The 22,550-nt window shown below is 40.9% G+C and carries 23 protein-coding genes and 1 other annotated feature (1 of these 24 running past the window's edge); of the genes, 6 read left to right on the forward strand and 17 right to left on the reverse strand.

Going from position 1 to position 22,550, the window contains the following annotated elements:
* The first annotated feature begins 257 nt into the window (after window positions 1-257).
* Both ACIQXU_RS01235 and ispG read left to right on the forward strand, forming a co-directional pair.
* Entirely contained in the window at window positions 258-584 is a 327-nt protein-coding gene (locus ACIQXU_RS01235; protein WP_402869532.1) for a LysM peptidoglycan-binding domain-containing protein, read from the forward strand.
* A gap of 232 nt (window positions 585-816) precedes the next feature.
* Window positions 817-1,932: a flavodoxin-dependent (E)-4-hydroxy-3-methylbut-2-enyl-diphosphate synthase gene (gene ispG, locus ACIQXU_RS01240; protein ID WP_402869891.1), complete on the forward strand. Its 1,116-nt coding sequence runs from the start codon at window positions 817-819 to the stop codon at window positions 1,930-1,932.
* Window positions 1,933-2,021: 89 nt separating this feature from the next.
* Here the strand turns inward: ispG and ACIQXU_RS01245 are convergent, their stop codons facing one another.
* On the reverse strand, window positions 2,022-2,474 hold the full coding sequence (locus ACIQXU_RS01245) for a DUF4190 domain-containing protein (RefSeq protein WP_402986271.1): 453 nt from the start codon (window positions 2,472-2,474) through the stop codon (window positions 2,022-2,024).
* 170 nt (window positions 2,475-2,644) lie between these two features.
* Here ACIQXU_RS01245 and ACIQXU_RS01250 point away from each other — a divergent pair, with 170 nt between their 5' ends.
* Window positions 2,645-3,229: a 5' nucleotidase, NT5C type gene (locus ACIQXU_RS01250; RefSeq protein ID WP_402986274.1), complete on the forward strand. Its 585-nt coding sequence runs from the start codon at window positions 2,645-2,647 to the stop codon at window positions 3,227-3,229.
* 39 nt (window positions 3,230-3,268) lie between these two features.
* Here ACIQXU_RS01250 and ACIQXU_RS01255 read toward each other — a convergent pair whose 3' ends face one another.
* The 3 genes from ACIQXU_RS01255 to ACIQXU_RS01265 are packed head-to-tail and all read right to left on the reverse strand — an operon-like array spanning window position 3,269 to window position 5,324.
* A complete protein-coding gene (locus tag ACIQXU_RS01255) occupies window positions 3,269-3,691 on the reverse strand; it encodes a Fur family transcriptional regulator (RefSeq protein WP_402869538.1) in 423 nt (140 codons plus the stop codon).
* A 13-nt stretch (window positions 3,692-3,704) separates the two neighbouring features.
* Complete coding sequence (locus ACIQXU_RS01260) at window positions 3,705-4,538, reverse strand: metal ABC transporter permease (protein WP_402869540.1); 834 nt, start codon at window positions 4,536-4,538, stop codon at window positions 3,705-3,707.
* Window positions 4,539-4,559: 21 nt separating this feature from the next.
* Window positions 4,560-5,324 (reverse strand): metal ABC transporter ATP-binding protein, encoded by a 765-nt coding sequence (locus ACIQXU_RS01265; RefSeq protein ID WP_402986277.1) that lies wholly within the window; start codon window positions 5,322-5,324, stop codon window positions 4,560-4,562.
* 205 nt (window positions 5,325-5,529) lie between these two features.
* Between ACIQXU_RS01265 and ACIQXU_RS01270 the strand changes: the two genes are divergently transcribed.
* Window positions 5,530-5,790: a DUF2624 family protein gene (locus tag ACIQXU_RS01270; protein ID WP_402869544.1), complete on the forward strand. Its 261-nt coding sequence runs from the start codon at window positions 5,530-5,532 to the stop codon at window positions 5,788-5,790.
* Between the two features lie 80 nt (window positions 5,791-5,870).
* Here ACIQXU_RS01270 and ACIQXU_RS01275 read toward each other — a convergent pair whose 3' ends face one another.
* Both ACIQXU_RS01275 and ACIQXU_RS01280 read right to left on the reverse strand, forming a co-directional pair.
* Window positions 5,871-6,767 (reverse strand): deoxyribonuclease IV, encoded by an 897-nt coding sequence (locus tag ACIQXU_RS01275; RefSeq protein WP_402958431.1) that lies wholly within the window; start codon window positions 6,765-6,767, stop codon window positions 5,871-5,873.
* A 14-nt stretch (window positions 6,768-6,781) separates the two neighbouring features.
* Window positions 6,782-8,095: a DEAD/DEAH box helicase gene (locus ACIQXU_RS01280; RefSeq protein WP_402986280.1), complete on the reverse strand. Its 1,314-nt coding sequence runs from the start codon at window positions 8,093-8,095 to the stop codon at window positions 6,782-6,784.
* A gap of 663 nt (window positions 8,096-8,758) precedes the next feature.
* On the opposite strand from ACIQXU_RS01280, the gene vrrA reads away from it, so the two are divergent.
* Both vrrA and ACIQXU_RS01290 read left to right on the forward strand, forming a co-directional pair.
* On the forward strand, window positions 8,759-9,454 hold the full coding sequence (gene vrrA / locus ACIQXU_RS01285; protein ID WP_402869552.1) for a VrrA/YqfQ family protein: 696 nt from the start codon (window positions 8,759-8,761) through the stop codon (window positions 9,452-9,454).
* A gap of 123 nt (window positions 9,455-9,577) precedes the next feature.
* Window positions 9,578-10,525, forward strand: a complete 948-nt coding sequence (locus ACIQXU_RS01290; RefSeq protein WP_402986282.1) for a 4-hydroxy-3-methylbut-2-enyl diphosphate reductase — start codon at window positions 9,578-9,580, stop codon at window positions 10,523-10,525.
* A gap of 44 nt (window positions 10,526-10,569) precedes the next feature.
* Here the strand turns inward: ACIQXU_RS01290 and ACIQXU_RS01295 are convergent, their stop codons facing one another.
* From ACIQXU_RS01295 to glyQ, 11 genes are all read right to left on the reverse strand, one after another.
* Entirely contained in the window at window positions 10,570-11,688 is a 1,119-nt protein-coding gene (locus tag ACIQXU_RS01295; RefSeq protein WP_402986284.1) for a Nif3-like dinuclear metal center hexameric protein, read from the reverse strand.
* Window positions 11,685-12,392, reverse strand: a complete 708-nt coding sequence (locus ACIQXU_RS01300; protein ID WP_402986286.1) for a tRNA (adenine(22)-N(1))-methyltransferase — start codon at window positions 12,390-12,392, stop codon at window positions 11,685-11,687. Before ACIQXU_RS01300 ends, ACIQXU_RS01295 begins: the two co-directional genes overlap by 4 nt.
* 192 nt (window positions 12,393-12,584) lie before the next feature.
* Window positions 12,585-12,953 carry a cytochrome c550 gene (gene cccA, locus ACIQXU_RS01305; protein ID WP_402869559.1) on the reverse strand — a complete coding sequence of 123 codons (369 nt, stop codon included), beginning with the start codon at window positions 12,951-12,953 and terminating at the stop codon, window positions 12,585-12,587.
* A gap of 234 nt (window positions 12,954-13,187) precedes the next feature.
* Entirely contained in the window at window positions 13,188-13,718 is a 531-nt protein-coding gene (locus ACIQXU_RS01310) for a hypothetical protein (RefSeq protein ID WP_402986288.1), read from the reverse strand.
* A gap of 167 nt (window positions 13,719-13,885) precedes the next feature.
* Entirely contained in the window at window positions 13,886-15,019 is a 1,134-nt protein-coding gene (rpoD, locus tag ACIQXU_RS01315; RefSeq protein ID WP_402869563.1) for an RNA polymerase sigma factor RpoD, read from the reverse strand.
* 35 nt (window positions 15,020-15,054) lie between these two features.
* Window positions 15,055-16,863, reverse strand: coding sequence for a DNA primase (gene dnaG, locus ACIQXU_RS01320; protein WP_402986291.1), 1,809 nt, complete (start codon window positions 16,861-16,863; stop codon window positions 15,055-15,057).
* 31 nt (window positions 16,864-16,894) lie between these two features.
* The gene (locus ACIQXU_RS01325) at window positions 16,895-17,368 is read right to left on the reverse strand and encodes a YaiI/YqxD family protein (protein WP_402987336.1); all 474 of its coding nucleotides are present in this window, start codon (window positions 17,366-17,368) and stop codon (window positions 16,895-16,897) included.
* Between the two features lie 490 nt (window positions 17,369-17,858).
* Window positions 17,859-18,680 (reverse strand): pyruvate, water dikinase regulatory protein, encoded by an 822-nt coding sequence (locus tag ACIQXU_RS01330; protein ID WP_402869568.1) that lies wholly within the window; start codon window positions 18,678-18,680, stop codon window positions 17,859-17,861.
* Between the two features lie 16 nt (window positions 18,681-18,696).
* Window positions 18,697-19,335: a transcriptional regulator CcpN gene (ccpN, locus tag ACIQXU_RS01335; RefSeq protein WP_402869892.1), complete on the reverse strand. Its 639-nt coding sequence runs from the start codon at window positions 19,333-19,335 to the stop codon at window positions 18,697-18,699.
* Window positions 19,336-19,479: 144 nt separating this feature from the next.
* Window positions 19,480-21,549: a glycine--tRNA ligase subunit beta gene (gene glyS, locus ACIQXU_RS01340; RefSeq protein WP_402986293.1), complete on the reverse strand. Its 2,070-nt coding sequence runs from the start codon at window positions 21,547-21,549 to the stop codon at window positions 19,480-19,482.
* Window positions 21,536-22,432 carry a glycine--tRNA ligase subunit alpha gene (gene glyQ, locus ACIQXU_RS01345; protein ID WP_402869572.1) on the reverse strand — a complete coding sequence of 299 codons (897 nt, stop codon included), beginning with the start codon at window positions 22,430-22,432 and terminating at the stop codon, window positions 21,536-21,538. The genes glyS and glyQ overlap by 14 nt, the downstream gene beginning before the upstream one ends.
* Before the next feature lie 116 nt (window positions 22,433-22,548).
* Window positions 22,549-22,550 (reverse strand) — a binding site (T-box leader); it runs 174 nt beyond the window's last position.

Raw genomic sequence — 22,550 nt, forward strand, 5'->3', positions numbered from 1 at the left:
TATGTGACTGTAGTCATCATTTTTCCCGTTCACCTAAAATCGACAAACTATTCCCGAACATATGCCTATAATAAGAGTTTAATCAGTATATAAGGGGTGAAATGGCATGACCAAAGGGATTTTTGAATGAACTTCAAAAAGGACTGCCCAAACAAACTCTATTTAAAAGACACTCAGGAAAACCTGCCCAATTTCAGGCATAATACACCATCCTCCCAAATATATATGTATGAAAGACCATATTGGGGGATGAAATAATGAAAAGGTTACTGATGTTTTTCTCAATTTGTTTCATTCTATTTATCATTTATTTCGACATGACTACAGGAACTTTACCCACCTCCCCATCGTCAGCAACTTCAGTTCAGCCATCCAAGCCCGTAAGTAAACCTTCGGCCCCTTCAATCGCATATAAAGAAGTCCTCATCAAACCTGGAGATACCTTACTCTCCATCATGGAAAATGAAAGGGGAGCATCAAACAAGCCAATTGAAGAAGTCATATCAGATTTCCAAAGTTTGAATGAAGGGTTAAAACCTGAAAATATGCAGATTGGTAAAACGTACAAAGTACCCACATACTAATAAACCGTAATGATATATCTATCTTATCCGATGCTGGGATTGATGTCTTCTAGAAATAGCCGAACTTCAATCGAGAAAATCTCGACTGAAAAGAGTATACTTACTTCATAATAAAAAAGTAATGCGTCCTATTCCTTGTCAAGCGGTATGGACATTGATACAATATTTTAGTGAACTAAATGAAAAATCAAAATTGATTTTTTCCTAAAGGAGAGAATTCCACTTGAGTGAAATCATACATCGTACTAAAACGCGGCCAATTAAAGTTGGAAACTTAACAATCGGCGGCAATAACGAAGTAATCATCCAAAGCATGACAACAACTAAAACACATGATGTTGAAGCAACCGTTGCAGAAATCCTTCGTCTTGAAGAAGCAGGTTGTCAAATTGTACGTGTGGCCTGCCCGGATGAAAGAGCGGCTGATGCCATCCCTGAAATTAAAAAACGCATCCATATTCCACTTGTGGTCGATATCCATTTTGACTATAAGCTAGCCTTGAAAGCGATCGAAGGCGGAGCGGACAAAATACGGATTAACCCTGGGAATATCGGACGCCGAGAAAAAGTGGAAGCAGTAGTAACAGCTGCCAAAGCTAAAGGCATTCCGATTCGTATCGGTGTCAATGCAGGTTCTCTTGAAAAGAAAATCCTCGACAAATATGGCTATCCAACAGCAGATGGAATGGTCGAAAGTGCATTGCACCACATCAAGATCCTGGAAGATCTTGATTTCCATGACATCATCGTGTCAATGAAGGCATCCGATGTTACTTTGGCAGTCGAAGCTTATGAAAAAGCTTCAAGAGCTTTTGATTATCCATTACATCTGGGAATTACTGAGTCGGGCACCCTCTTCTCCGGTACGGTTAAAAGTGCGGCTGGACTCGGCGCCATCCTTAGCCAGGGTATAGGTAGCACACTCCGCGTATCGTTGAGCGCAGACCCTGTAGAAGAAGTGAAAGTAGCAAGGGAGCTCCTTAAAGTATTCGGGCTTGCTTCTAATATGGCCACACTAATCTCTTGCCCTACTTGTGGACGAATTGAAATCGACCTTATCTCCATCGCAAATGAGGTCGAGGAGTATATCCAGACGATTAAAGCACCAATCAAGGTATCTGTCCTAGGTTGTGCAGTGAATGGTCCTGGTGAAGCACGTGAGGCTGATATAGGCATTGCCGGGGCACGAGGCGAAGGTTTACTGTTCAGAAAAGGTAAAATCGTCCGTAAAGTACCTGAAGAAACCATGGTTGAGGAATTAAAAATAGAAATCGACAAAATCGCCGAAGAGTATTATGCAAAGCAAAGAGCTGAAGCAGAAGAAGCGGCTAATGCGGTCATTAAATAGGTAAAAAAGCCCTGATTCTAATCAGGGCTTTTTTGTTTCCACAAAAAAGCTGTCTCCGCTTACAAATGGAAACAGCAAAAACATGCTCCTTAAAAGAACGGCAGGATGAATATGCCCACAATGATGGAAACTGCACTTATACCTATAGCCCATGAGCCCATACTCGATCCCCTTTTACGGGCTGAAAAACCAATAATGATCCCAAGGATCCCCAATATAAAGGGCATCATGAACAACGAGAGAATGGAAATGATTAACGCAATGGCCCCTATACCTGTTCCACCCGATGCTTTACCAGAAGCATCCGACCGTCCATTCATTTTACTTTCATTAGGAATGGTGGAAATCTCGGCAGAAGTTTCTTCCTGATAACGACTATCCTGGACTGAAGTATCGTTTCTTTTTTGATAAGCCCTTTGCTCTACCGCATTTTCTTCTGTATAGTACCGCTCATGATGTTCATCATCCACGACAACCACTGGATCTTTTCCCGCTTCAGTTGAATGATCCTTGTCAATAATGGAGTATTGATCTTCTTCCATTGATCCATCACTCACTTTCGTTTTTAGGAGCATTTATAGTATATGTATAATAGCGAATAACCCTCATGATAAAGGTTGCATGTCTTGGTTTAAATATGTATTGTTTCCAATGGCTTGTTTGAATATGATACACTAAAATAACTGTTGCTGAAAATGAGGAGAGAGTCATCATGAAAAAAAGATTTGGTATCGATATTGACGGGACCATAACAAGACCCGATACCCTAGTTCCCTATTTAAATAAAGCTTTTCAATTAAATTTAGCTTATGAAGACATTAATGAATATGATTTATTCCCTTTCGTCAATGTACCCAAAGAAGACTTCACAAAATGGTTCATCGAAACCGAACCGACCATTTATTCGGAATCCTTAATGGCTGAAGGGGCAAAGGACATTCTCGAGGACTGGATGAAGCACGCTGATTTATATTTCATCAGTGCCAGGAGTGACCGCCTTCTTGATGTAACAAAAGACTGGTTTACGAAGAACCAGGTCCAATACAGTCATCTGGAGTTAGTCGGTTCCCATGATAAAGTCGCCACAGCCAAAAAATACGCCGTGGATCTCTTTCTAGAGGACAAGTATGACAATGCGGTCGCCATTTCTGAAGAATGTAATATCCCTGTCCTTTTATTCAATACACCATATAATCAAGGACCGGTACCAGAAAGGGTTTTCAGGGTGGATAACTGGATGGAAGCTTCTCAGTGGGTCAACCATTGGCTCTCCGATAAGCCGTTAAGCTTAAAATAGGATCGTAAAAAAACCATTGACAGGAGTCAATGGTTTTTTTTACGATCCTACCGATATACAGACGGGACAACGACCATAAATTTCGAATTTATGACCTGAAACCTCATAGTCCTTCAAACTTTCCTGAAGCTCCTGCATCGGGCATACTTCGATTTCCTTTGTCTTACCACAATTCAAACAAATGAAATGGTGATGATGGGAAGAATGTCCACAAGTGAAGCGAAAATGCTTTTCACCTTCCAATTCAGTTGTCTCAAAGATTCCAAGCTCGACAAACAAGGAAAGATTTCGATAAATTGTATCGAAGCTTAAGCCAGGATAATCTCGCTTCATATTCTCCAGTACATCTTTAGCGGTTAAATATTTATCACTTGAAGAAAAAAGAGCCAGCATTTCCTCTCTTTTTCCTGTATGTTTAAACCCTTTATCTTTAAGTAATTGCATGGCAGTTGTTACGTTCAAAAAATCACCCCACCTATCGATTTTTCCACTTATCCAATAAAATTGATAAGACAAGTATTAGCACTGCGATGATCACGATCGTTCCTCCTGGAGCAAGATCCATATTATAGGATATGAATAGTCCTCCCACGACAGAAATTTCCCCGAATATGACGGAAAAGGCAATCATCTGCTTAAAGCCTTTTGCAAAGCGAAGGCTTGCTGCCACAGGCAATGTCATAAGTGAAGATACCAGTAATATCCCGATAATCTTCATCGATGCAGCAATCACCAATGCCACCATCACGATAAAAATAAAATGAATGGCTTGATATGGGATACCTGAAGCCTTGGCATGTTCTTCATCAAAGGATAGTAAAAATAATTCTTTATATAACAAGGCTAACATCAAAGCGACTGCAATGCCCACTCCCATGATGAGATACAAGTCTGTACGGCTTACTGCACTGACACTTCCGAATAAATAACTGTATAAGTCCGTATTAAAACCATCTGCAACGGAAATGAAAATGACGCTAAGCCCCATGCCGCCAGCCATGATGATGGGTATGGCAAGCTCTTGATAATGCTTGTACACCCCTCTTAACTTTTCAATGAATAACGATCCTCCAACAGAAAAGGCCATCCCTATATAAAGCGGATTCAATCCGGCAAGAGAAAGAAAACTTTTCTGAAGCAATAAACTGAATGCAATTCCTGCTAGCGCTACATGACTAAGTGCATCGGAAATCATCGACATCCGTCTTACCACGACAAAAACGCCTACAAGTGGCGCAATCGCTCCGATGATGATCCCAGTCAAAAAAGCGTTCTGCAGAAATTCAAATTGCAATATCCCCGATATCATTGGGCTATCCTCCAAAACTTATTAATGATTATGGTTTAAAAACTGAACGCCATGTCCGTAAATGGAAGACAATTCTTCCTCATTCAGGCCATTGTATTCGACGGCATCGCCATGAAAATGAAGCACCTTGTTCAAACAGGCAACATGTGTGACTTTATCGGTCACAGTACCGACATCATGTGTAACCAATATTAGGGTAATCCCCAATTTTTTATTTAGCATCTCAAGCATTTCGTAAAACTGATGGACATTTTTTGAATCAACACCAACAGTTGGTTCGTCCAAAATCAACAATTCAGGCTCACTGACAATTGACCGCGCAATAAACACCCTCTGCTGTTGACCTCCGGATAATTCACCGATGTTTCGGTTTTGATACTCGAGTATATCCACTGATTCCAGAGCATCCTTCACCTTTTTCTTGTCTTCTTTGCTTGCGAATTTGAACAGGCCGATTTTTTTTGTCAAACCGCTTTGAACCACTTCAAAAACGGTAGCAGGAAAACCGGAATTGAAGGAATTTGCCTTTTGAGAAACAAACCCTATCTTTTGCCAATCCCTAAAGCGTCGGATATCTTCCCCAAATAAATTAATTTTTCCTTTTTGGAGTTTAAATACACCAAGTAACAACTTCAACAGAGTGGATTTACCGGATCCATTCGGACCGACGATAGCTAAAAAGGCCCCTTTAGGTATTTCAAGTGATACATGCTCCAGCACTAAATCTTTTGTATATTTGTAAGATATATCTTCTAATTTAACGATGGGGTTGATTACATTGTCCAAAACTATCACCTTTTTTTTAAGAATCATTACGATTAACAAAGGTTAGTATAAATCAAAGATGTTCAGAAGTAAAGAATTCGCTCCAGACTTCACATGGTCTAACTGTTAACAAAAACCATACATCCGTAAATTTCCAACAATCCGTGAACTTTCGAGTTCACATACCCTATCTTTCTTCATATGTTTTAAAGGAGGAGGAGATCGTATGAAATTATTCGAAATGATGGTCAACCATAAAATAAATCAGATACGCCCGGATGAACTACTTTCCCTTGCTAAACAACATCAGATTAGTCTAACACAAAAACAGGCAAGTGATATTACTGCATTGCTGGCCGGTAGAAACATCAATATATTCGATATTCGCCAAAGGCAAAACGTTCTTGGTCAAATCACCCAAGTGGCAGGAGCGAATACGGCCCGGGCAATCGAAACCCTTTTCAACAACCTTACAGCCAATATGTAAACAAGGGTAGCCGGCATCATCTAATTTCCTATGTAAAATAAGGGACGATTCATCGACATGCCGATGGATCGTCCCTTCTACTACATTTGCAACATGATTTTTTCCAGTACACCCTCGTCGAATTGCTGGTTCTTAAGCATATCGATTTCGAATTTATACGGAGCCTTTTTATCCTTCTTGTCTTCTCCTACATAAGGAGTTTCCAGGATTTTTGGAACTTCGCTTAACTGAGGATGATGGACAATGTAATTCAACGCTTTAAAGCCGATATGTCCAAAACCAATATTCTCATGACGGTCCTTATGCGCACCACGGACATTTTTGCTGTCGTTGATATGGAGCACCTTGATCCGTTCAACGCCGATCAACTTATCAAATTCATTCAGGACTCCATCGAAATCTTCGACGATATTGTATCCAGCATCATGTGTATGACACGTATCGAAACATACAGATAGCTTATCGTTATGGATTACACCATCCATGATCATTGCCAATTCTTCGAAAGAACGGCCACATTCCGTACCTTTCCCTGCCATCGTTTCAAGGGCAATTTGCACTTTGTCATCTGTAGAAAGAACCTCATTTAAACCTTCAATGATTCTTTTAATTCCGATTTCAGTGCCTGCACCGACATGGGCACCAGGATGAAGGACGATCTGACCCGAACCGATTGCTTCCGTCCGATCGATTTCACTGCGCAAAAAATTGATACCCAAGTCGAAAGTAGCTGGATTTGTGGTATTGGCAATATTGATTATATATGGAGCATGTACAACAATATCCGTTATCCCATTCTCCTCCATATGCAGTCTACCTGCTTCAATATTCAAATCCTCTATTTTCTTGCGTCTTGTATTTTGCGGGGCTCCTGTATAAACCATGAATGTATTGGAACCATATAAAGCCGCTTCCTGACTCGCAGCAAGTAGCATATTTTTCCCGCTCATTGAAACATGCGACCCAATCTTCAGCATCTAATTACTCCCTTTTATTTCTTTCTTTGTATGCGGCGTTCGCGTTTTTTAAAGTTTTCCACGTCACGTTGAATTTTCTTCTTGTAACCAGGCTTAACTTTAGACGGCTTCTTAACATGCCTGCTTGCCTTTACATCTATCTCTGATTTTTGTTTCTTACGATTTTTCCGTTTGTTACGTTCGTCTATATCTACCCAATCGCCATTTTGAATATCGGCATCATGGAATTCTATCCCCATCTTTTCAAGGCGGTTCAATGCATCTTCATCAGATGTACCATATATCGTTGCTGCAATTCCTGAGTATCCGGCGCGGGCAGTTCTTCCCGTTCTATGAATGTAGAAGTCCAGGTCCGTCGGTAATTCATAGTTAATGATATGACTGACACCTTCAATATCAATTCCGCGAGAAGCCAAATCAGTAGCGACAATGAATTGATACTCCAGATCATTGATTTGCTTCATCATTTTCTTACGGTCACGAGGCGATAAATCTCCATGAATCCGGCCCACTTTCAATCCCTTTTCAATCAGGGAGTTGGCTACATGATCCGCCATTTTTTTCGTATTGGTGAAAACGATAGCCAAATACGGATTATAACGAACGATGATATCATGTAATAACTGCTCCCTGTTACGGTGACGAAGAGGTATCAGAACATGTTCAATCTTTGCGGCTGTCGCCTGTTTCGGATTAACTTGAACATATTTCGGGTTTTCCATATATTTATTCAAGAATGGCTTTAACTTTTCCGGAATGGTTGCCGAGAAAACAAGCATTTGAATTTTTTCCGCCATACGGGAAGCAAATTGGTCAACATCTTCAAGGAAGCCCATATCGAGCATAAGGTCCGCTTCATCAACAACAAGCATTGTAGCCGTATATACCTGAAGGGCTTGAGCCTCAACCAAATCCTTGATTCTTCCTGGAGTCCCAATGACCAACTGTGGCTGGGTCTTCAATTTATCGATCATACGCTGTTTATCGGTACCACCGATATAGCAACGTACTTGAATTTGCTCATCTTCAGGGAAATGGTCCGCAATTTTCAAAGCTTCTTTGTAGATTTGATTCGCTAACTCACGGGTTGGTGCGGAAATAACCGCTTGAACTTCATTTTTCCCAGCATCAAGCTTGTTCATAATCGGCAGCAAATAGGAATGAGTCTTCCCTGTACCTGTCTGCGACTGTCCAATTAAGCTACTTCCCTTTAAAAGCGACGGGAGCACGCGTTCCTGTATTTCCGTCGGCTTATCGAACCCTAAAGTACGAACTGCATCTAGAATGTAGCTTTTCAAATTAAATCGTTCAAATTGGTTTTGTTTCATCAAATATCTCCTTTATTCTTGTCTTTCATTAGACACGTCTTATTATTATAATAAATTTTATACAAAAAGCGCAAGCGTCTTGGTAGCTCGTGAAGAAAATAGGGATTGGCCCATAAGGCGCTTTTTGCCTTATGTGGTCCATCATCTTTTTCACAGCGAGCTAGACGCTGGAGCTGGATTATACAAAAAGCGCAAGCGTCTTGGTAGCTCGTGAAGAAAATAGGGATTGGCCCATAAGGCGTTTTTTGCCTTATGTGGTCCATCGTCTTTTTCACAGCGAGCTAGACGCTGGAGCTGGATTATACAAAAAGCGCAAGCGTCTTGGTAGCTCGTGAAGAAAATAGGGATTGGCTCATAAGGCGTTTTTTGCCTTATGTGGTCCGTCGTCTTTTTCACAGCGAGCTAGACGCTGGAGCTGGATTATACAAAAAGCGCAAGCGCCTTGGTCAGTTCTCTTAATGGACTCTTGCAAATGAAAAGCACCTGTCCTGGTCATAGCGTATCCCCCGCAGACATGGAGCAAAAAGACTACCGTTACCATCTTACCTTCTTTCCGACCACTTCACAACATTCCATCTATCCTTTCCTCAAACCTTTTTTACCATGCTGCATAATTTATAGGGAAGAACACATCAATACCTAAACCATAAAGAGGTGAAACCTATGTTCCAAGATAGAAACCGTTCCCCCGGTCCTGGATTCCAGCAACCTAATAATGGCCCAAGGATGCAGCAACCTAGACCCTTCAGGGGACCACAGTACCCAAACAGCAACCCTTTTCAGCCAATGAGGCCGCCTCAAGGAAGACCACAAGGACCACCGGGACCCCAACAAGGCTTCCGGGGAGGAGCCCCCTTCAATCAACAACAAAGACCAGAACAGCAACTTCCTAAGAAAGAAGGGATTTTAGCCAAGCTTCTAGGTAGGTCCAAACAACAAAATGCCGCTCCCCCAAACTTATTCGCACCAGCCAATTCCACTACCACTAGTTCTTCAAGAAGTAGTGGCGGCGGCATCCTGGAGAACTTAACCAAACCCGATTCACTCAACAATATGCTAAACAACACCCAAAAGGTATTGCAAGCGGCCGAGCAATTCACGCCAATGGTGCAGCAGTATGGGCCAGTAATTAAAAACCTCCCCTCCATGTGGAAGGTGTTCCGCAGCATATCATCAAGTGAAGAAACGGAAAAACCAGCAGAAGAAAACACCAATTTAACCACTTCTCCCAAGATTCAGGAACCCGAACCCGCTGTGAATAGCGATAAGCCAAAAATCGAATTAAACGTAGAACCGGCTGCCGAGGCTCTCCCCAAAAAGACAAGGAATCGATCATCCGGACCTAAACTTTATATTTAAACCATTATAAAATTGCGCCCGTGGCATCATTCATGAAATACGATATTTTGTAAAATCATCTATGGTCTTATATAATAGAAGGGAATACGCGTAAGTTTCTTGCCTTTGAAGGAGGACACATAGATGAAAGTAAATAAAATCTCCCCGCGGGGCTATTGCTATGGAGTAGTTGATGCCATGGTTATTGCCAGGAATGCGGCTTTAGATAAAACCTTGCCACGCCCTATTTACATTTTAGGAATGATCGTTCATAACAAGCACGTTACCGATGCTTTTGAAGAAGAGGGGATCATAACGCTAGATGGCAGTAACCGAAATGAAATCATCAATCAGGTGGAAACGGGAACTGTCATCTTTACCGCTCACGGCGTTTCCCCTGAGATTCGGAAGATTGCGAAGGAAAAAGGCCTTGTCACCCTTGATGCTACTTGTCCTGACGTTACCGCTACACATGACTTGATCAGGGAAAAAGAATCGGAAGGGTATCAAATCATCTATATCGGCAAAAAAGGACATCCTGAGCCAGAGGGAGCAGTTGGTGTAGCCCCTGATGTCGTTCACCTCGTGCAAAATGCTGAAGATGTCGAAGCCTTATCATTGAATAGTGAAAAGATCATTGTGACCAATCAAACGACAATGAGTCAATGGGATGTCCTGGACATCATGGAGAAGGTGAAGGAAAAGTTCCCCCATTCTGAGGTCCATAAAGAAATCTGTTTAGCCACACAGGTCCGTCAAGAGGCCGTAGCCCAACAAGCTGGAGAAGCGGATGTCCTTATCGTCGTCGGTGACCCAAAAAGCAATAACTCCAATCGGCTTGCACAAGTATCCGAAGAAATTGCAGGAACCACGGCTTATCGCATAGCCGATATTTCCGAGCTGAACCTCGAATGGGTAAAAGATGCCAAAACGGTGGCTGTCACTTCGGGAGCTTCCACTCCTACTCCCATAACGAAAGAGGTCATTAGATTCCTTGAACAATATGAACCTACTGACGAATCGACATGGGATACGGAAAAGAAAACACCCTTGCATAAAATCTTACCTAAAATCAAAGTAAAGAAAGCCTGAAAAAAGGCAGCCACAAATGGAAGTGGCTGCCTTTTTCTGTCCTTTTATATAAATGTAAAAGGATCTGTATTGAGCTCAGAAGGTATGAATTCTACATCCAAATTTTTATTGACGCACATCTCATTCAAGATTCGAGCTACACCTTTTTTCATCACTTTCTCAACATTATGGCCCGGATCCACGATATTCAATCCAATCATCATGGCGTCGTGAGCCGTATGATAATACATATCACCCGTTACATACACATCGGCACCTTTAAACTTAGCGGTCGTGAAGTATTTATTTCCATCACCGCCAAGAACGGCAACTTTTTTTATGGTACTGTTCAGGTCTCCAACTACACGGACATTCTCCACTTCGAGAGTCTCTTTAACATGCTCGGCAAATTGTCCAAGGGACATTTCTTCTGCAAGAACCCCGATTTTGCCTAGCCCCAAGGATTCGCCTTTGTTTTCCAACTTATAAATATCATAAGCCACTTCTTCATATGGATGGGCTTTGATCATCGCAGAAAGTATTTTTTTTTCAATGGGTTCGGGGAATATGGTTTCAATTCGCACTTCTGAAACCCTTTCAATCTTGCCTCGTGTACCAATCGACGGTTCACTGCCTTCCCCGGGTAAAAACCTGCCTGTACCCTCAACTGTAAACGAACAGTAGCTGTAATTCCCTAGCGAACCGGCTCCTGCCTTACCCAAGGCATCCCTTACCTTTTGTTCGTCCTCTTTTGGTACATACACCACTAATTTTCTTAGAGGGATTTCATGGGTAGGGACAAGGACCTCTGTATTTTGTAATTGCAATGCATCAGCAAGTAAATCATTTACACCGCCCTTGGCTACGTCCAAGTTAGTATGTGCGGCATAAACGGCAATATCATGCTTGATCAATTTCTCGATGATTCGGCCACTAGCCTGAGCTGTATCTATTTTCTTCAACGGCCGATAAATCAAGGGATGATGGGCAATGATCAGTTCGACACCTTTTTCTATCGCTTCATCCACCACTTCTTCCAGGACATCAAGTGCAATCATCACTTTTGAAACGGGCTTATTCAATTCCCCGACATGTAGTCCAATTGGATCCCCCTCCATTGCGTATCGTTTCGGAGAGAACTGTTCGAACATTTCAATAATCTGCATACCATTAGCTGTTTTCATCGTTTAAGCACCTCCTCAATGAATGAAATTTGCACTTCCATTTCCTTGCGCTTCGTTTCTAAGCCACTTCGGCCACTCGCATCCAATTGCTCAATGATTCTTTCGAAGTGCACCTTCTCATGTTGCCATTTCTTTATGAAAGTATCACTGAATTTCTTTAACAGGAATGGCCCGAACATAAGCCCAACTTGCTTATTTTCATGATAGGGCTGAAGAGGGTCCCCTTTTTTCGCAATCAAGATTTCATAGATCTTTCCATCTTCCTCCAGAATATCTTCATCGATTAATTCCCAACCGTTATCAATTAGCCAATTACGAACGTTTAGGGCTCCTACATTGGGCTGAAGAATGAGTCTCTCCACCTTCCCCAACTTTTTTTTCCCATTTTCCAATATACTAGCGATTAATGTACCGCCCATTCCTGCGATAGTAACACATGTAGCTTCATCCGGTTTTAATACCTCAAGCCCATCGCCTTTACGGACTTCTATGAGGTCCTCTAATCCCGTTCCCTTCACTTGTTTAAGGGCAGACTGATAGGGACCTTCCACAACTTCACCCGCTATCGCACGGTCACAGAGCCCATTGGATACAGCATAGCAAGGCAGGTAAGCATGATCGGAACCGATATCGGCCAGAATGCTCCCTTTCGGTATATGTAACGCGACATTTTCTAATCTCTTTGATAATTTCTCGTGATTCATTATACTATCAACTCTCTTATTTCAAATTCATATTTATATCATTTCATTTCCCATTCGATTATAACAAGTTCCAAGGAAAAATTACAGAACGAGGACAACATGGGGGGATCCATCAGGGAAAAGGAGGAGAATACCGAAGATAAAAGAAAAGCTGATTCAAAAACGAATGTACGTTTTGAATCAGCTTCCTGCTTATTTTAATCCGTGAATATACTTTGCCATGGCATCGAGATTCGATTCGTCAACTAAACCAGCAGGCATAGCTCCTCGTCCATTAGCGATGACTTCTTTGACTTCATCTTCGGATAAACGGTCGGCAACACCCTTAAGGGCAGGTCCGACTCCACCTTGATAGGCATCACCATGACATGAAATGCAATTCTGTTTATAAATGTCTTCAGGTGAGGATGAGGCACTTTCCGTTTCCTCTGTTTTTTCTCCGCCTTCTTTTTCTTTAGCAAGATCTTTGGCATCTCCTAAACCTTTGAATGAAAGTAAAAACATAAGTCCAATACCAAAAACCATGATAATAATAAAAGGCATAACTGGATTGCGATTCATAGTATTTCCTCCTCTATGTAGAACCTAAACTTACCATATTTAATATTATATACAAATTACTATATATTATTTTACTTGAAAAGAGTTTCAAGTAAAACCCCAAAAATAGAAGATATTATATTTTTTCTCAAATTTGTCAAAAATTTATGTATATTTACGAACAATTTTGACTTTTCTTGGATTATTTCCATAATACCCCTATTCATGATAAAACAAACAAGCATCTGTTTTTAATTATATCAATAAAAAGTAAGCTATTACAACTAATCCCAAAATTCCAGATATCGAAAAATAGAGCAGCTTATATTTTTGGCCAATCCATAACCATAACCCACAGTTGAAAAATAAGCCTATATACAGGATACTCCTCTTTCCAGCAGCGATTAGCTCGGTTACTTGCACTGTTTCCACTAACACTAACAATAACAATCCTATTAAAGATAATAGTAAAAGGAGTTTCGTGTTCTTAAAGCGTCGAAGAAAGAAAAGAAAAGCAAGGATGGAGAAAGTTGTCACGACTATTTGCATTGTGTTGGATATTTCAGTAAAATAATTCGAAAATATATTAATTAAAAAAAGAGCACCCATTGCAATCCCATTAATCCATTCTTTTTTACGGCTTTTGCTTTTCTGAGGGGTAACAGGTTGTGCCTCCCCCTGGCTATATAAGGCTAGTAAGTAATTGCAATATTGTTCTGGGAGCATGCGACTTTGCTTCCAAGAGTTAATTTCTTGAATGATGATTTTCTTTCTTGTTTCATCCATGAATACACTTCCTCATGCGTACTGTGCTTTTTTATTTTTCGGTTAATCCTGCCTGTCGGATTTGGTGTTGATTTCCTTTAAAGGATTATTCTCCACACCAATGGCTGAAAAAAAGAGCCACTCCCGAACGCTGGGCATTCAAAGAGGGCTCTGTAAAGGGCGTTATTCTATTCTAGGAAATCTTTCAAGCGTTTACTGCGGCTTGGATGTCTAAGCTTTCGTAGTGCCTTAGCTTCGATTTGACGGATACGCTCGCGGGTTACGCCAAACACCTTACCTACCTCTTCAAGAGTGCGTGTACGACCATCATCAAGTCCGAAGCGAAGTCTCAAGACATTCTCTTCACGATCAGTCAGTGTATCTAACACATCTTCAAGTTGTTCTTTCAACAATTCGTATGCAGCATGTTCAGATGGAGAAGTCGCATCTTGGTCTTCAATGAAATCACCTAAGTGTGAATCATCTTCTTCACCAATTGGGGTTTCCAATGAAACAGGCTCCTGAGCAATCTTCAAGATTTCACGAACCTTTTCCGGAGTTAAATCCATATCCTCTGCAATTTCCTCTGGAGATGGTTCACGTCCAAGATCTTGAAGAAGCTGTCTTTGTACCCTGATTAATTTATTGATGGTCTCAACCATATGCACCGGTATCCTGATCGTTCTTGCTTGGTCAGCAATCGCACGAGTGATGGCCTGACGAATCCACCAAGTTGCATAGGTACTGAACTTGTACCCTTTGCGGTAATCGAATTTCTCTACCGCTTTGATAAGACCCATATTTCCTTCTTGAATCAAGTCAAGGAAAAGCATACCGCGTCCTACGTAACGTTTGGCTATGCTGACTACCAGACGTAGATTGGCTTCGGCTAGACGGCGTTTTGCCTCTTCGTCCCCTTCCTCGATTCGCATCGCTAAAGAGATTTCCTCTTCTGCAGATAAAAGGTCGACCCGACCGATCTCTTTCAAGTACATCCGGACAGGATCATTAATCTTAACACCAGGAGGAACACTTAAGTCATTTAAGTCAAACTCTTCTTCTTTAGCAAGTTTTTTGGAATCCGGATCATCTTCATCCTCTTCTTCCTCACCATCCGTGAGAATCTCGATTCCATTTTCAGCTAGCACCTCATAGAACTCATCCATTTGATCGGAATCTAATTCGAAACCGCCAATTTTTTCGGCAATTTTTTCTAAGGTCAAAGAGCCTCTTTTCTTACCTAGCTCTATTAATTTTTCTTTAACCTGCTCAAGGCTAAATTCATTATCAACTTGTTTGGAACGTGCTGGTTTTTCAGCCATTAGTTCCCCTCCTTCCAGGTCTTACACCTAAACAACTACAACATTTTGCGCAACTTAATGATTTCCATTGCAATTCTGGCGGCAGCTTTAGGATCGCTGCGTCTCACTGCATCTTTTTCTTCTGCCTGTTTTTCTTTTATCTTTAACATCTTTTCATATTTCAACACTTGATTTATACAATCAGTCAGTTCTTTATCGGAAACTTCCTCATTAACTGACATCATTTCTATTTCCGAAACGATCCTTCTCAAGTTTGGATCCGGCAAATAAGTAAGGAAAAAGCTTGGATCAGGCTCGTGTCCATCTTCATAGAAAGCATATAAATAGGTGATGATGGCCTGATGTTCATCTACATGAAAGAGTGTTTGTCCAAGCAACTGTTGAATCTTATAAGTCATTTCCCTGCTTTTCAGCATATGGGCCATCAACTTAATTTCAGCATTGTGATGAGCAGGTTTTAATTTATGCTCATACTGAAGGGTCATTTTCTTTTGAGCAGCAGGTTGTGGCAGTGTACCCTTTTTACGTTCCGCAAAAAATACCTGTCGTTGCTGCTGTTCAAGCGCATCCAACGAAAGTGTAAACTCGGAGGATAGCTGCCTAAGATAATGATCCCGCTCCACTGCACTTGGCAAACGAGAAATTTCTTTAAGGACTTCTTCGATATATTGAATTCGATCTCCTTCATTATTTACATTTTTTCCTCGACGTAAATAATGCATCTTGAATGCCATGTAGGTTAAACTGGCCCCTATTACCTCAGAAACAAAGCTTTTCTCACCAAATTCCTTTATGTAGTCATCGGGGTCCATATTATCAGGCATAAGTGCTACCTTAACGGTAAAATCCGTTTCCTGTAGCATGTTAACTGCGCGGTTAGCTGCATTCAAACCAGCCGAATCCGAATCATAACAGATTAAAACCTGGTCCGTATTTCTTTTTAAAAGTTGAATGTGCTGATCGGTTAGAGCGGTCCCCATCGTAGCAACCGAATTCTCCACTCCGGCACGGACTGCGGAAATACAGTCGGCAAAACCTTCGAAAATTACAACTTGTTCCTTCTTGCGAATGTGCGGTCTTGCTTGATGGAAATTATATAAAGTTTTACTTTTATTAAAGATTGGGGTCTCGGGGCTATTCAAGTATTTGGGCTCATCGTCCCCCATTGCTCTACCCGAAAACGCAATCGTATTCCCTTGATGATCCATAATTGGAAACATGACTCTATTTCTAAAACGGTCAAAGTATGACTCATCTTTTTCCCTGTAAATAATCAACCCAGCCTGCTCCATAAATTCTGGCGGGAAACCCCTTTTTAAAAGAAACTTGGAAACAAAATCCCAAGAATCCAGTGAGTAACCAATTTGGAACTTTTCAATCGTTTCTTCGGTAAATCCTCTATTAAGGAGATACTCCAAAGCTTCTTGGCCTTCCTTGGTATTTACAAGAAGATGATGGTAAAACTTTCGAAGCAAGTCATGGGCTTCAAGCATCTGTTGAGAACCAGCCGGCATATTAGATCGTTGGGAGTCCTTATTTATTTCAATGTCCAAAGGTATATTCCCTTTTTCAGCCAGGACCTTTGCAGATTCCACAAAATTATACCCTTCGATATCCATTAAGAAAGTGAAAATATTTCCGCCTGCACCACAGCCGAAACAATGGAAAATCTGCTTCTCTGCGGAAACAGAAAATGATGGTGAGTTTTCACCATGGAAAGGACAAAGCCCGAAATAATTCCGTCCTTGCTTCTTCAGCTGGACATATTCTCCAATCAAGTCGACGATGTCCACTGCTTCTCGGATCTGATTTATCTTTTCATCTTCTATACGACCATTTGTCATTTTTTCACCTTGCGATTTTGGTGATAGTTTTTTAATTCGATATTGAATTCTGATTCCCTGCAAAATTCGACAAAATTTTCAAAAGTTTATTTGTAAAACATATTTTGTCATCCTTTGTAAAGGCTTTCGGTCCTTTCGTATGCTTCCCCTGCCTGCGAAGTTTCGCTGACTGGTAGCGCATATCGAGAAGCATGAAAATATTCTCATTTGTATATTCTTTTCCCCTCGGAGATAGAACATAAACGCTTTTAGGAAGCAGGGTACCAGCTAATCCAATATCAGCAGTAATAACAATATCACCCTTTTTTACAGAATTCACTATATAAAGATCTGCTGCTTCTTTATCTGCATCGACGTATACCCATTTGCCTTCAGGGTTGTTCATCATATTTTTATATGATGCAACAAAACAGACATCGACATCGCATTGTCTTGCACAATGAAGAATCTCATCTTTCACCGGACATGCATCGGCGTCAACATGTATTATTGGTTTATTTATCATACCTTTTAATTCTACATCATTCTGCATAATCCTTTTTTCTCCCCTAAACTTTATCGAGATATAATGAAACTTCCAAACACTTATCCTGAAGTCATTCGCAAGAATATACAAACGGTATCCTCTAAACAAGTGTTACACCCTATTTTGCCTCATCAATTATACTGAATGTGTCGAATTTTTTTATGATAAAAAACTTGACTTCTTATAATCCTTAGTTTATTCCTTAATAACCAAGTCTAAACCTCAAGATTACTTTTTTCTCACAATTTTTTATTATAATCTATTTTTTAAAAAGATGCTACCAATTAGATTCTGAATTTCAAACATCTAAAAAGTGGGTTGTGAATTGTTTAACAAAAGAGGAATTATGTAAGCGTCATCCATGTTTTACATTTAAAACCCAACAAACCTTGAGCATGAAAATGTGAGCCGACACTAAAAGTGTCCAGCTCACATTTTGATTAATCTCAATTTTAAGAATAAGAGAAATCTACCGATTTTTATTTTGAAGAATATTCATAATTAAGTTGGCCGTTTCTTCGACAGCTTTATTCGTAACATCAATGATTGGGCAGTCGAGCCTTGAAATAATTTTATCAAAGTATGTCAACTCTTCTTTGATTCGTTCCACATTCGCATATATAGCATGATCATTGAGTCCAAGTGACTTCAATCGCTCTTTCCGAATATGATTTAACTTTTCAGGACTTATTTTCAACCCAATGCATTTTTCAGGCGGGACCAGGAATAGTTCTTCTGGCGGCTCTACCTCTGGTACTAAAGGAACATTGGCCACTTTATAGCGTTTATGAGCTAAATATTGGGACAAAGGTGTTTTGGACGTGCGAGAAACACCAACCAACACGATATCCGCACGTAAAATCCCACGTGGATCCCGTCCATCGTCGTATTTTACAGCAAATTCAATGGCTTCCACACGTTTGAAATAATCATCGTCAAGTTTTCTTACGAGCCCCGGCTCATTAAGAGGTCCTTTAGATGTTCTTTCCTGAAGGATATCCATGAGCGGTCCTAAAATGTCATAAGCAGACAGGTTTTCTTTTTCCACCTGTGCTTTCATGTAGTCTCTAATAGCAGGCTTCACAAGAGTGTAGGCGATGATTGCCCCATCTAATTTGGCCAGTGAAATTACTTCATCCACGTTATGTTCATCTTCAATATACGGAATTCGTTTAATAGTAAAAGCGGAACTAGAAAACTGACTAGCCGCAGCTTTAGTAACTAACTCCGCTGTTTCCCCAACTGAATCCGATACAACATATATAATAGAACCGTTCATATTCTCCGTCATTCCTTTGCAAGCCCCCCTAATAGCCTTCATCAGCTAAAGCTACGAATGCTTTTGTTATATTGGTTTTCGTCACTCTTCCAATTACCTCATAGCCTTTTTCTGTTTCTTTGACGACAGGTAATGAATCAATTTGTTTCTCAATCAATTTTTTGGCAACATCGATCAATAAATCTTCTTTAGTACACATTGTAATGTTAGGCATCCTTGTCATGATGATATTGACCGGGATGGAATTCAGTTCTTGTTTCCCAATACTTGCACGGAGCAAGTCTTTTCTGGACAGTACCCCTACGAGTAAAGCATGCTTATCCACTACGAACATAGTGCCGACATCTTCTAAAAACATCATGACAATCGCATCGTAAACAGATATACCCTCGTCCACAACGACAGGGATCGATTGATGGTCCCGAACATACAGATGGTTCAGACTATCTGTCAATAGCTGTGTACCCGAGCGACCTGTATAGAAATACCCGACACGTGGACGTGCATCTAGAAAACCGGCCATCGTTAAGATAGCCAAATCCGGACGAAGCGTCGCCCTCGTTAAGCTTAACCTATCTGCAATATGCTCTCCAGTAATCGGTCCATTCTCTTTAACAATTTGTAAAATCTGTTCCTGACGTTTATTCAATTGAATTGTAATCACCACCCTACTGCTTTTCGCAGAGTAAAGTAACAAAGGATCTTCATATAACGATTATATACTATATCATTTGATAAAAGCAGTTTTCATCTCTATTAGTTGTAATAATCGGAAACCCTTCATAAAAAGGGTCCCGATCATTTCATTGGATTAAGAAAGGATTATTTTGTTCACAGCCCCAAAGCTGGAAACTAAATCACTAATTTCTTTCATAAGGGATAAACGATTATTACGTACGGCTTCATCTTCCGCCATGACCATTGTATGCTCGAAATAAGCCTCTATTTCGCTTTGAAGCGATATAAGCTGTTCGAAATGCTCCATCTCATCATTCGTTTCGGCATAGGCTGAAGCAACCGTTCCAAATTTCTCATACAACGCTTTTTCTTCTACATTTTCAAAAGCAGCCGGGTTCACTGTCACCTTATTATCGCATTTCCCAGCGATATTCATGACACGGCTTAACGCCTCAAGACTTTCTTTAAAGCCGGCTTCCTCTTTCTTTGCTTCTAATACCTGAGAGCGTTCAACAACAGAATGGATATAACCAATTTCATTAACCAAAACAGCATCGATTAAATCATAGCGAATGTGTAGTTCCTGAAGCAAATGCTTCACACGGGCTTTAAAGAATGTATGCATATCCGCTTTTACATCATCCATATCACGTTTCAAGAGGCCTTTTGCTTCAAGTCCTTTAAGACCCAAAGTGATAAGTTCCTCCAGTGTGATATCCCACTTTTTCTCCGCTAGAATTTGAACGACTCCACTTGCTTGTCTTCTTAAAGCATATGGATCCTGAGAACCGGTAGGGATCACTCCGATGGCGAAGAATGATGCCAGTGTATCAATTTTTTCCGCTACGCTCACAAGTGCCCCGATTAAGGATGGAGGTACATCGTCATCTGCATGTCGTGGCATATAATGTTCATTGATCGCTGTCGCCACTTCTTTCGCTTCACCTTTTAGAAGGGCATACTTTTCACCCATGTACCCTTGTAATTCAGGGAACTCATAAACCATATGACTCACTAAATCAAACTTGGCTATTTTTGCAGCACGTAGCGCCAATTCTTTATCCACTTTCAGTTTCAAGGCATCCACCAATGCTCCGGTTACCTCTGTTACACGTTCAGTTTTCTCGGCTAGAGTACCGATTTCTTCATGGTAAACGATGCTATCCAGCTTTTTCAAAGCATCAGCAATCTCTTTTTTCTGATCTTCTTTGTAGAAGAAAGCTGCATCCGATAAACGGGCACGCAATACTTTTTCGTTCCCTTTCGATACCATATCCAGGTGACGGTCATCCCCATTTCGAACAGTCACGAAGAAAGGAAGCAACTCTCCATCTTGATCTTTTACAGGGAAATACCGTTGATGTTCCTTCATCGATGTAATCAGCACCTGAGAAGGCAATTCAAGGAATTCTTCTTCAAAACGGCCAAATAACACCGTTGGATATTCAACCAAGTTATTTACCTCTTCCAGAAGATTTTCATCGACCGGGATGATCCAGCCATTCTCCTGTTCCAGGTTTTTGATTTGATCTAAGATCACGGTACGGCGTTTGTCTGGATTGACCATGACAAATTGTTCGTTAAGTGACTTTTCATACTGGTCAGGAGTTTCGATAACTGTACTTTCACCTAAAAAGCGATGACCTTTCGTTTCTCGGCCTGTTTCTACTTCAGCTATGGTAAAAGGTACTACTTCTTTACCGAACAAAGCAATTAACCATTTAATCGGACGGACGAAGCGAAGGTCCTGGTTGGCCCAACGCATATTTTTCGGGAAGGTCATGCCAGTTATGATCTCTTGTAGCTCCGCCAATAACTGAGCTGTCGGTTGCCCCTTGATGAATTTATTCACATGGACATATTCCACACCTTTAAGTTCTTTGAAATAAATATCCTCAGCCGTCATGCCTTGTCCTCTTACAAAACCTAACGCTGCTTTAGACCAGTTACCTTCGGCGTCCAAAGCGATCTTCTTAGCCGGTCCTTTTGCTTCTTCTTCAATGTCCTTTTGTGATTCCGCAACATCTTTTACCAATATCGCCAAACGTCTTGGTGTTGAAAATGCTTCGACTTCACCAAATTCAATCGCTTTTTGTGTCAACCACTTTTGTACTTTGTCGGATAACTGTTTCATAGAAGCTGTAACAAATCGAGCCGGTAGCTCCTCCAACCCAATTTCCAATAACAAATCACGCTTGCTCATTTGTTTTCTCCCCTTTCACTTTCAGGATCGGGAAGCCTAATTTTTCCCGCTCTTCATAAAAAGTTTTGGCAACCTTACGCGCTAAATTACGACAACGGGCAATATAACCCGTTCTTTCCGTTACTGAAATGGCACCTCTGGCATCCAGCAGATTGAACGTATGGGAACACTTCAATACATAGTCATAAGCAGGATGCACAAGACCTTCCTCCATTTGACGATGCGCTTCCTTTTCATACATCGTGAAAAGCTCGAACAGCATATCAAGGTTGGATGTCTCGAATGTATATTTCGAATGCTCGTATTCCGGTTGACCAAAGATGTCACGAACAGTAAATCCATCCGTCCATTCAAGTTCAAAGACATTTTCTTTGTCTTGGATGTAAGAAGCCAAACGTTCAATTCCGTATGTAATTTCGACGGAGACTGGTTTACACTCTAGTCCACCAACTTGTTGGAAATAGGTGAATTGGGTAATCTCCATTCCATCCAACCATACTTCCCATCCTAGACCCGCACAGCCAAGGGATGGATTTTCCCAGTTATCCTCAACAAAGCGAATGTCGTGCTCCAATGGATTGATGCCTAGCTTCCGTAATGACTCCAAATAAAGTTCTTGAATATTATCCGGAGAAGGCTTCATGATCACTTGAAATTGATGATGTTGATAAAGACGGTTAGGATTCTCTCCATACCGGCCGTCTGCAGGACGTCTTGAAGGCTCCACGTAAGCAACACTCCAGGGTTCTGGCCCAATTGCTCTAAGGAAGGTATAAGGACTCATCGTCCCGGCACCTTTTTCGACATCATAAGCATTCATTAAGATACAGCCTTGCTCAGACCAATGCTTTTGCAAAGTTAAAATCATATTTTGAATATTCATCGTACACCTCCAGATTATTTAAAGCGGCTTACTAAATTTCAGATTCAGGGGCGGGAAGCATCTTTTGCCTAGGATTCCTCAAGGCAAACAAAAAACTCCCGTCCCTATGCGTAATGCA

It is taken from the genome of Peribacillus sp. NPDC097284 (assembly GCF_044761765.1).
Classification (GTDB): Bacteria; Bacillota; Bacilli; order Bacillales; family DSM-1321; genus Peribacillus.

What these genes read in the sequence shown, in the direction of transcription:
- ACIQXU_RS01235 (WP_402869532.1), top strand. Translation starts at nt 258, where the DNA reads ATGAAAAGGTTACTGATGTTTTTCTCAATTTGTTTCATTCTATTTATC.
- ACIQXU_RS01245 (WP_402986271.1), bottom strand. Translation starts at nt 2,474, where the DNA reads ATGGAAGAAGATCAATACTCCATTATTGACAAGGATCATTCAACTGAA.
- ACIQXU_RS01250 (WP_402986274.1), top strand. Translation starts at nt 2,645, where the DNA reads ATGAAAAAAAGATTTGGTATCGATATTGACGGGACCATAACAAGACCC.
- ACIQXU_RS01260 (WP_402869540.1), bottom strand. Translation starts at nt 4,538, where the DNA reads ATGATATCGGGGATATTGCAATTTGAATTTCTGCAGAACGCTTTTTTG.
- ACIQXU_RS01270 (WP_402869544.1), top strand. Translation starts at nt 5,530, where the DNA reads ATGAAATTATTCGAAATGATGGTCAACCATAAAATAAATCAGATACGC.
- ACIQXU_RS01275 (WP_402958431.1), bottom strand. Translation starts at nt 6,767, where the DNA reads ATGCTGAAGATTGGGTCGCATGTTTCAATGAGCGGGAAAAATATGCTA.
- ACIQXU_RS01280 (WP_402986280.1), bottom strand. Translation starts at nt 8,095, where the DNA reads ATGAAACAAAACCAATTTGAACGATTTAATTTGAAAAGCTACATTCTA.
- vrrA (WP_402869552.1), top strand. Translation starts at nt 8,759, where the DNA reads ATGTTCCAAGATAGAAACCGTTCCCCCGGTCCTGGATTCCAGCAACCT.
- ACIQXU_RS01290 (WP_402986282.1), top strand. Translation starts at nt 9,578, where the DNA reads ATGAAAGTAAATAAAATCTCCCCGCGGGGCTATTGCTATGGAGTAGTT.
- ACIQXU_RS01295 (WP_402986284.1), bottom strand. Translation starts at nt 11,688, where the DNA reads ATGAAAACAGCTAATGGTATGCAGATTATTGAAATGTTCGAACAGTTC.
- ACIQXU_RS01300 (WP_402986286.1), bottom strand. Translation starts at nt 12,392, where the DNA reads ATGAATCACGAGAAATTATCAAAGAGATTAGAAAATGTCGCGTTACAT.
- cccA (WP_402869559.1), bottom strand. Translation starts at nt 12,953, where the DNA reads ATGAATCGCAATCCAGTTATGCCTTTTATTATTATCATGGTTTTTGGT.
- ACIQXU_RS01310 (WP_402986288.1), bottom strand. Translation starts at nt 13,718, where the DNA reads ATGGATGAAACAAGAAAGAAAATCATCATTCAAGAAATTAACTCTTGG.
- rpoD (WP_402869563.1), bottom strand. Translation starts at nt 15,019, where the DNA reads ATGGCTGAAAAACCAGCACGTTCCAAACAAGTTGATAATGAATTTAGC.
- dnaG (WP_402986291.1), bottom strand. Translation starts at nt 16,863, where the DNA reads ATGACAAATGGTCGTATAGAAGATGAAAAGATAAATCAGATCCGAGAA.
- ACIQXU_RS01325 (WP_402987336.1), bottom strand. Translation starts at nt 17,368, where the DNA reads ATGATAAATAAACCAATAATACATGTTGACGCCGATGCATGTCCGGTG.
- ACIQXU_RS01330 (WP_402869568.1), bottom strand. Translation starts at nt 18,680, where the DNA reads ATGACGGAGAATATGAACGGTTCTATTATATATGTTGTATCGGATTCA.
- glyS (WP_402986293.1), bottom strand. Translation starts at nt 21,549, where the DNA reads ATGAGCAAGCGTGATTTGTTATTGGAAATTGGGTTGGAGGAGCTACCG.
- glyQ (WP_402869572.1), bottom strand. Translation starts at nt 22,432, where the DNA reads ATGAATATTCAAAATATGATTTTAACTTTGCAAAAGCATTGGTCTGAG.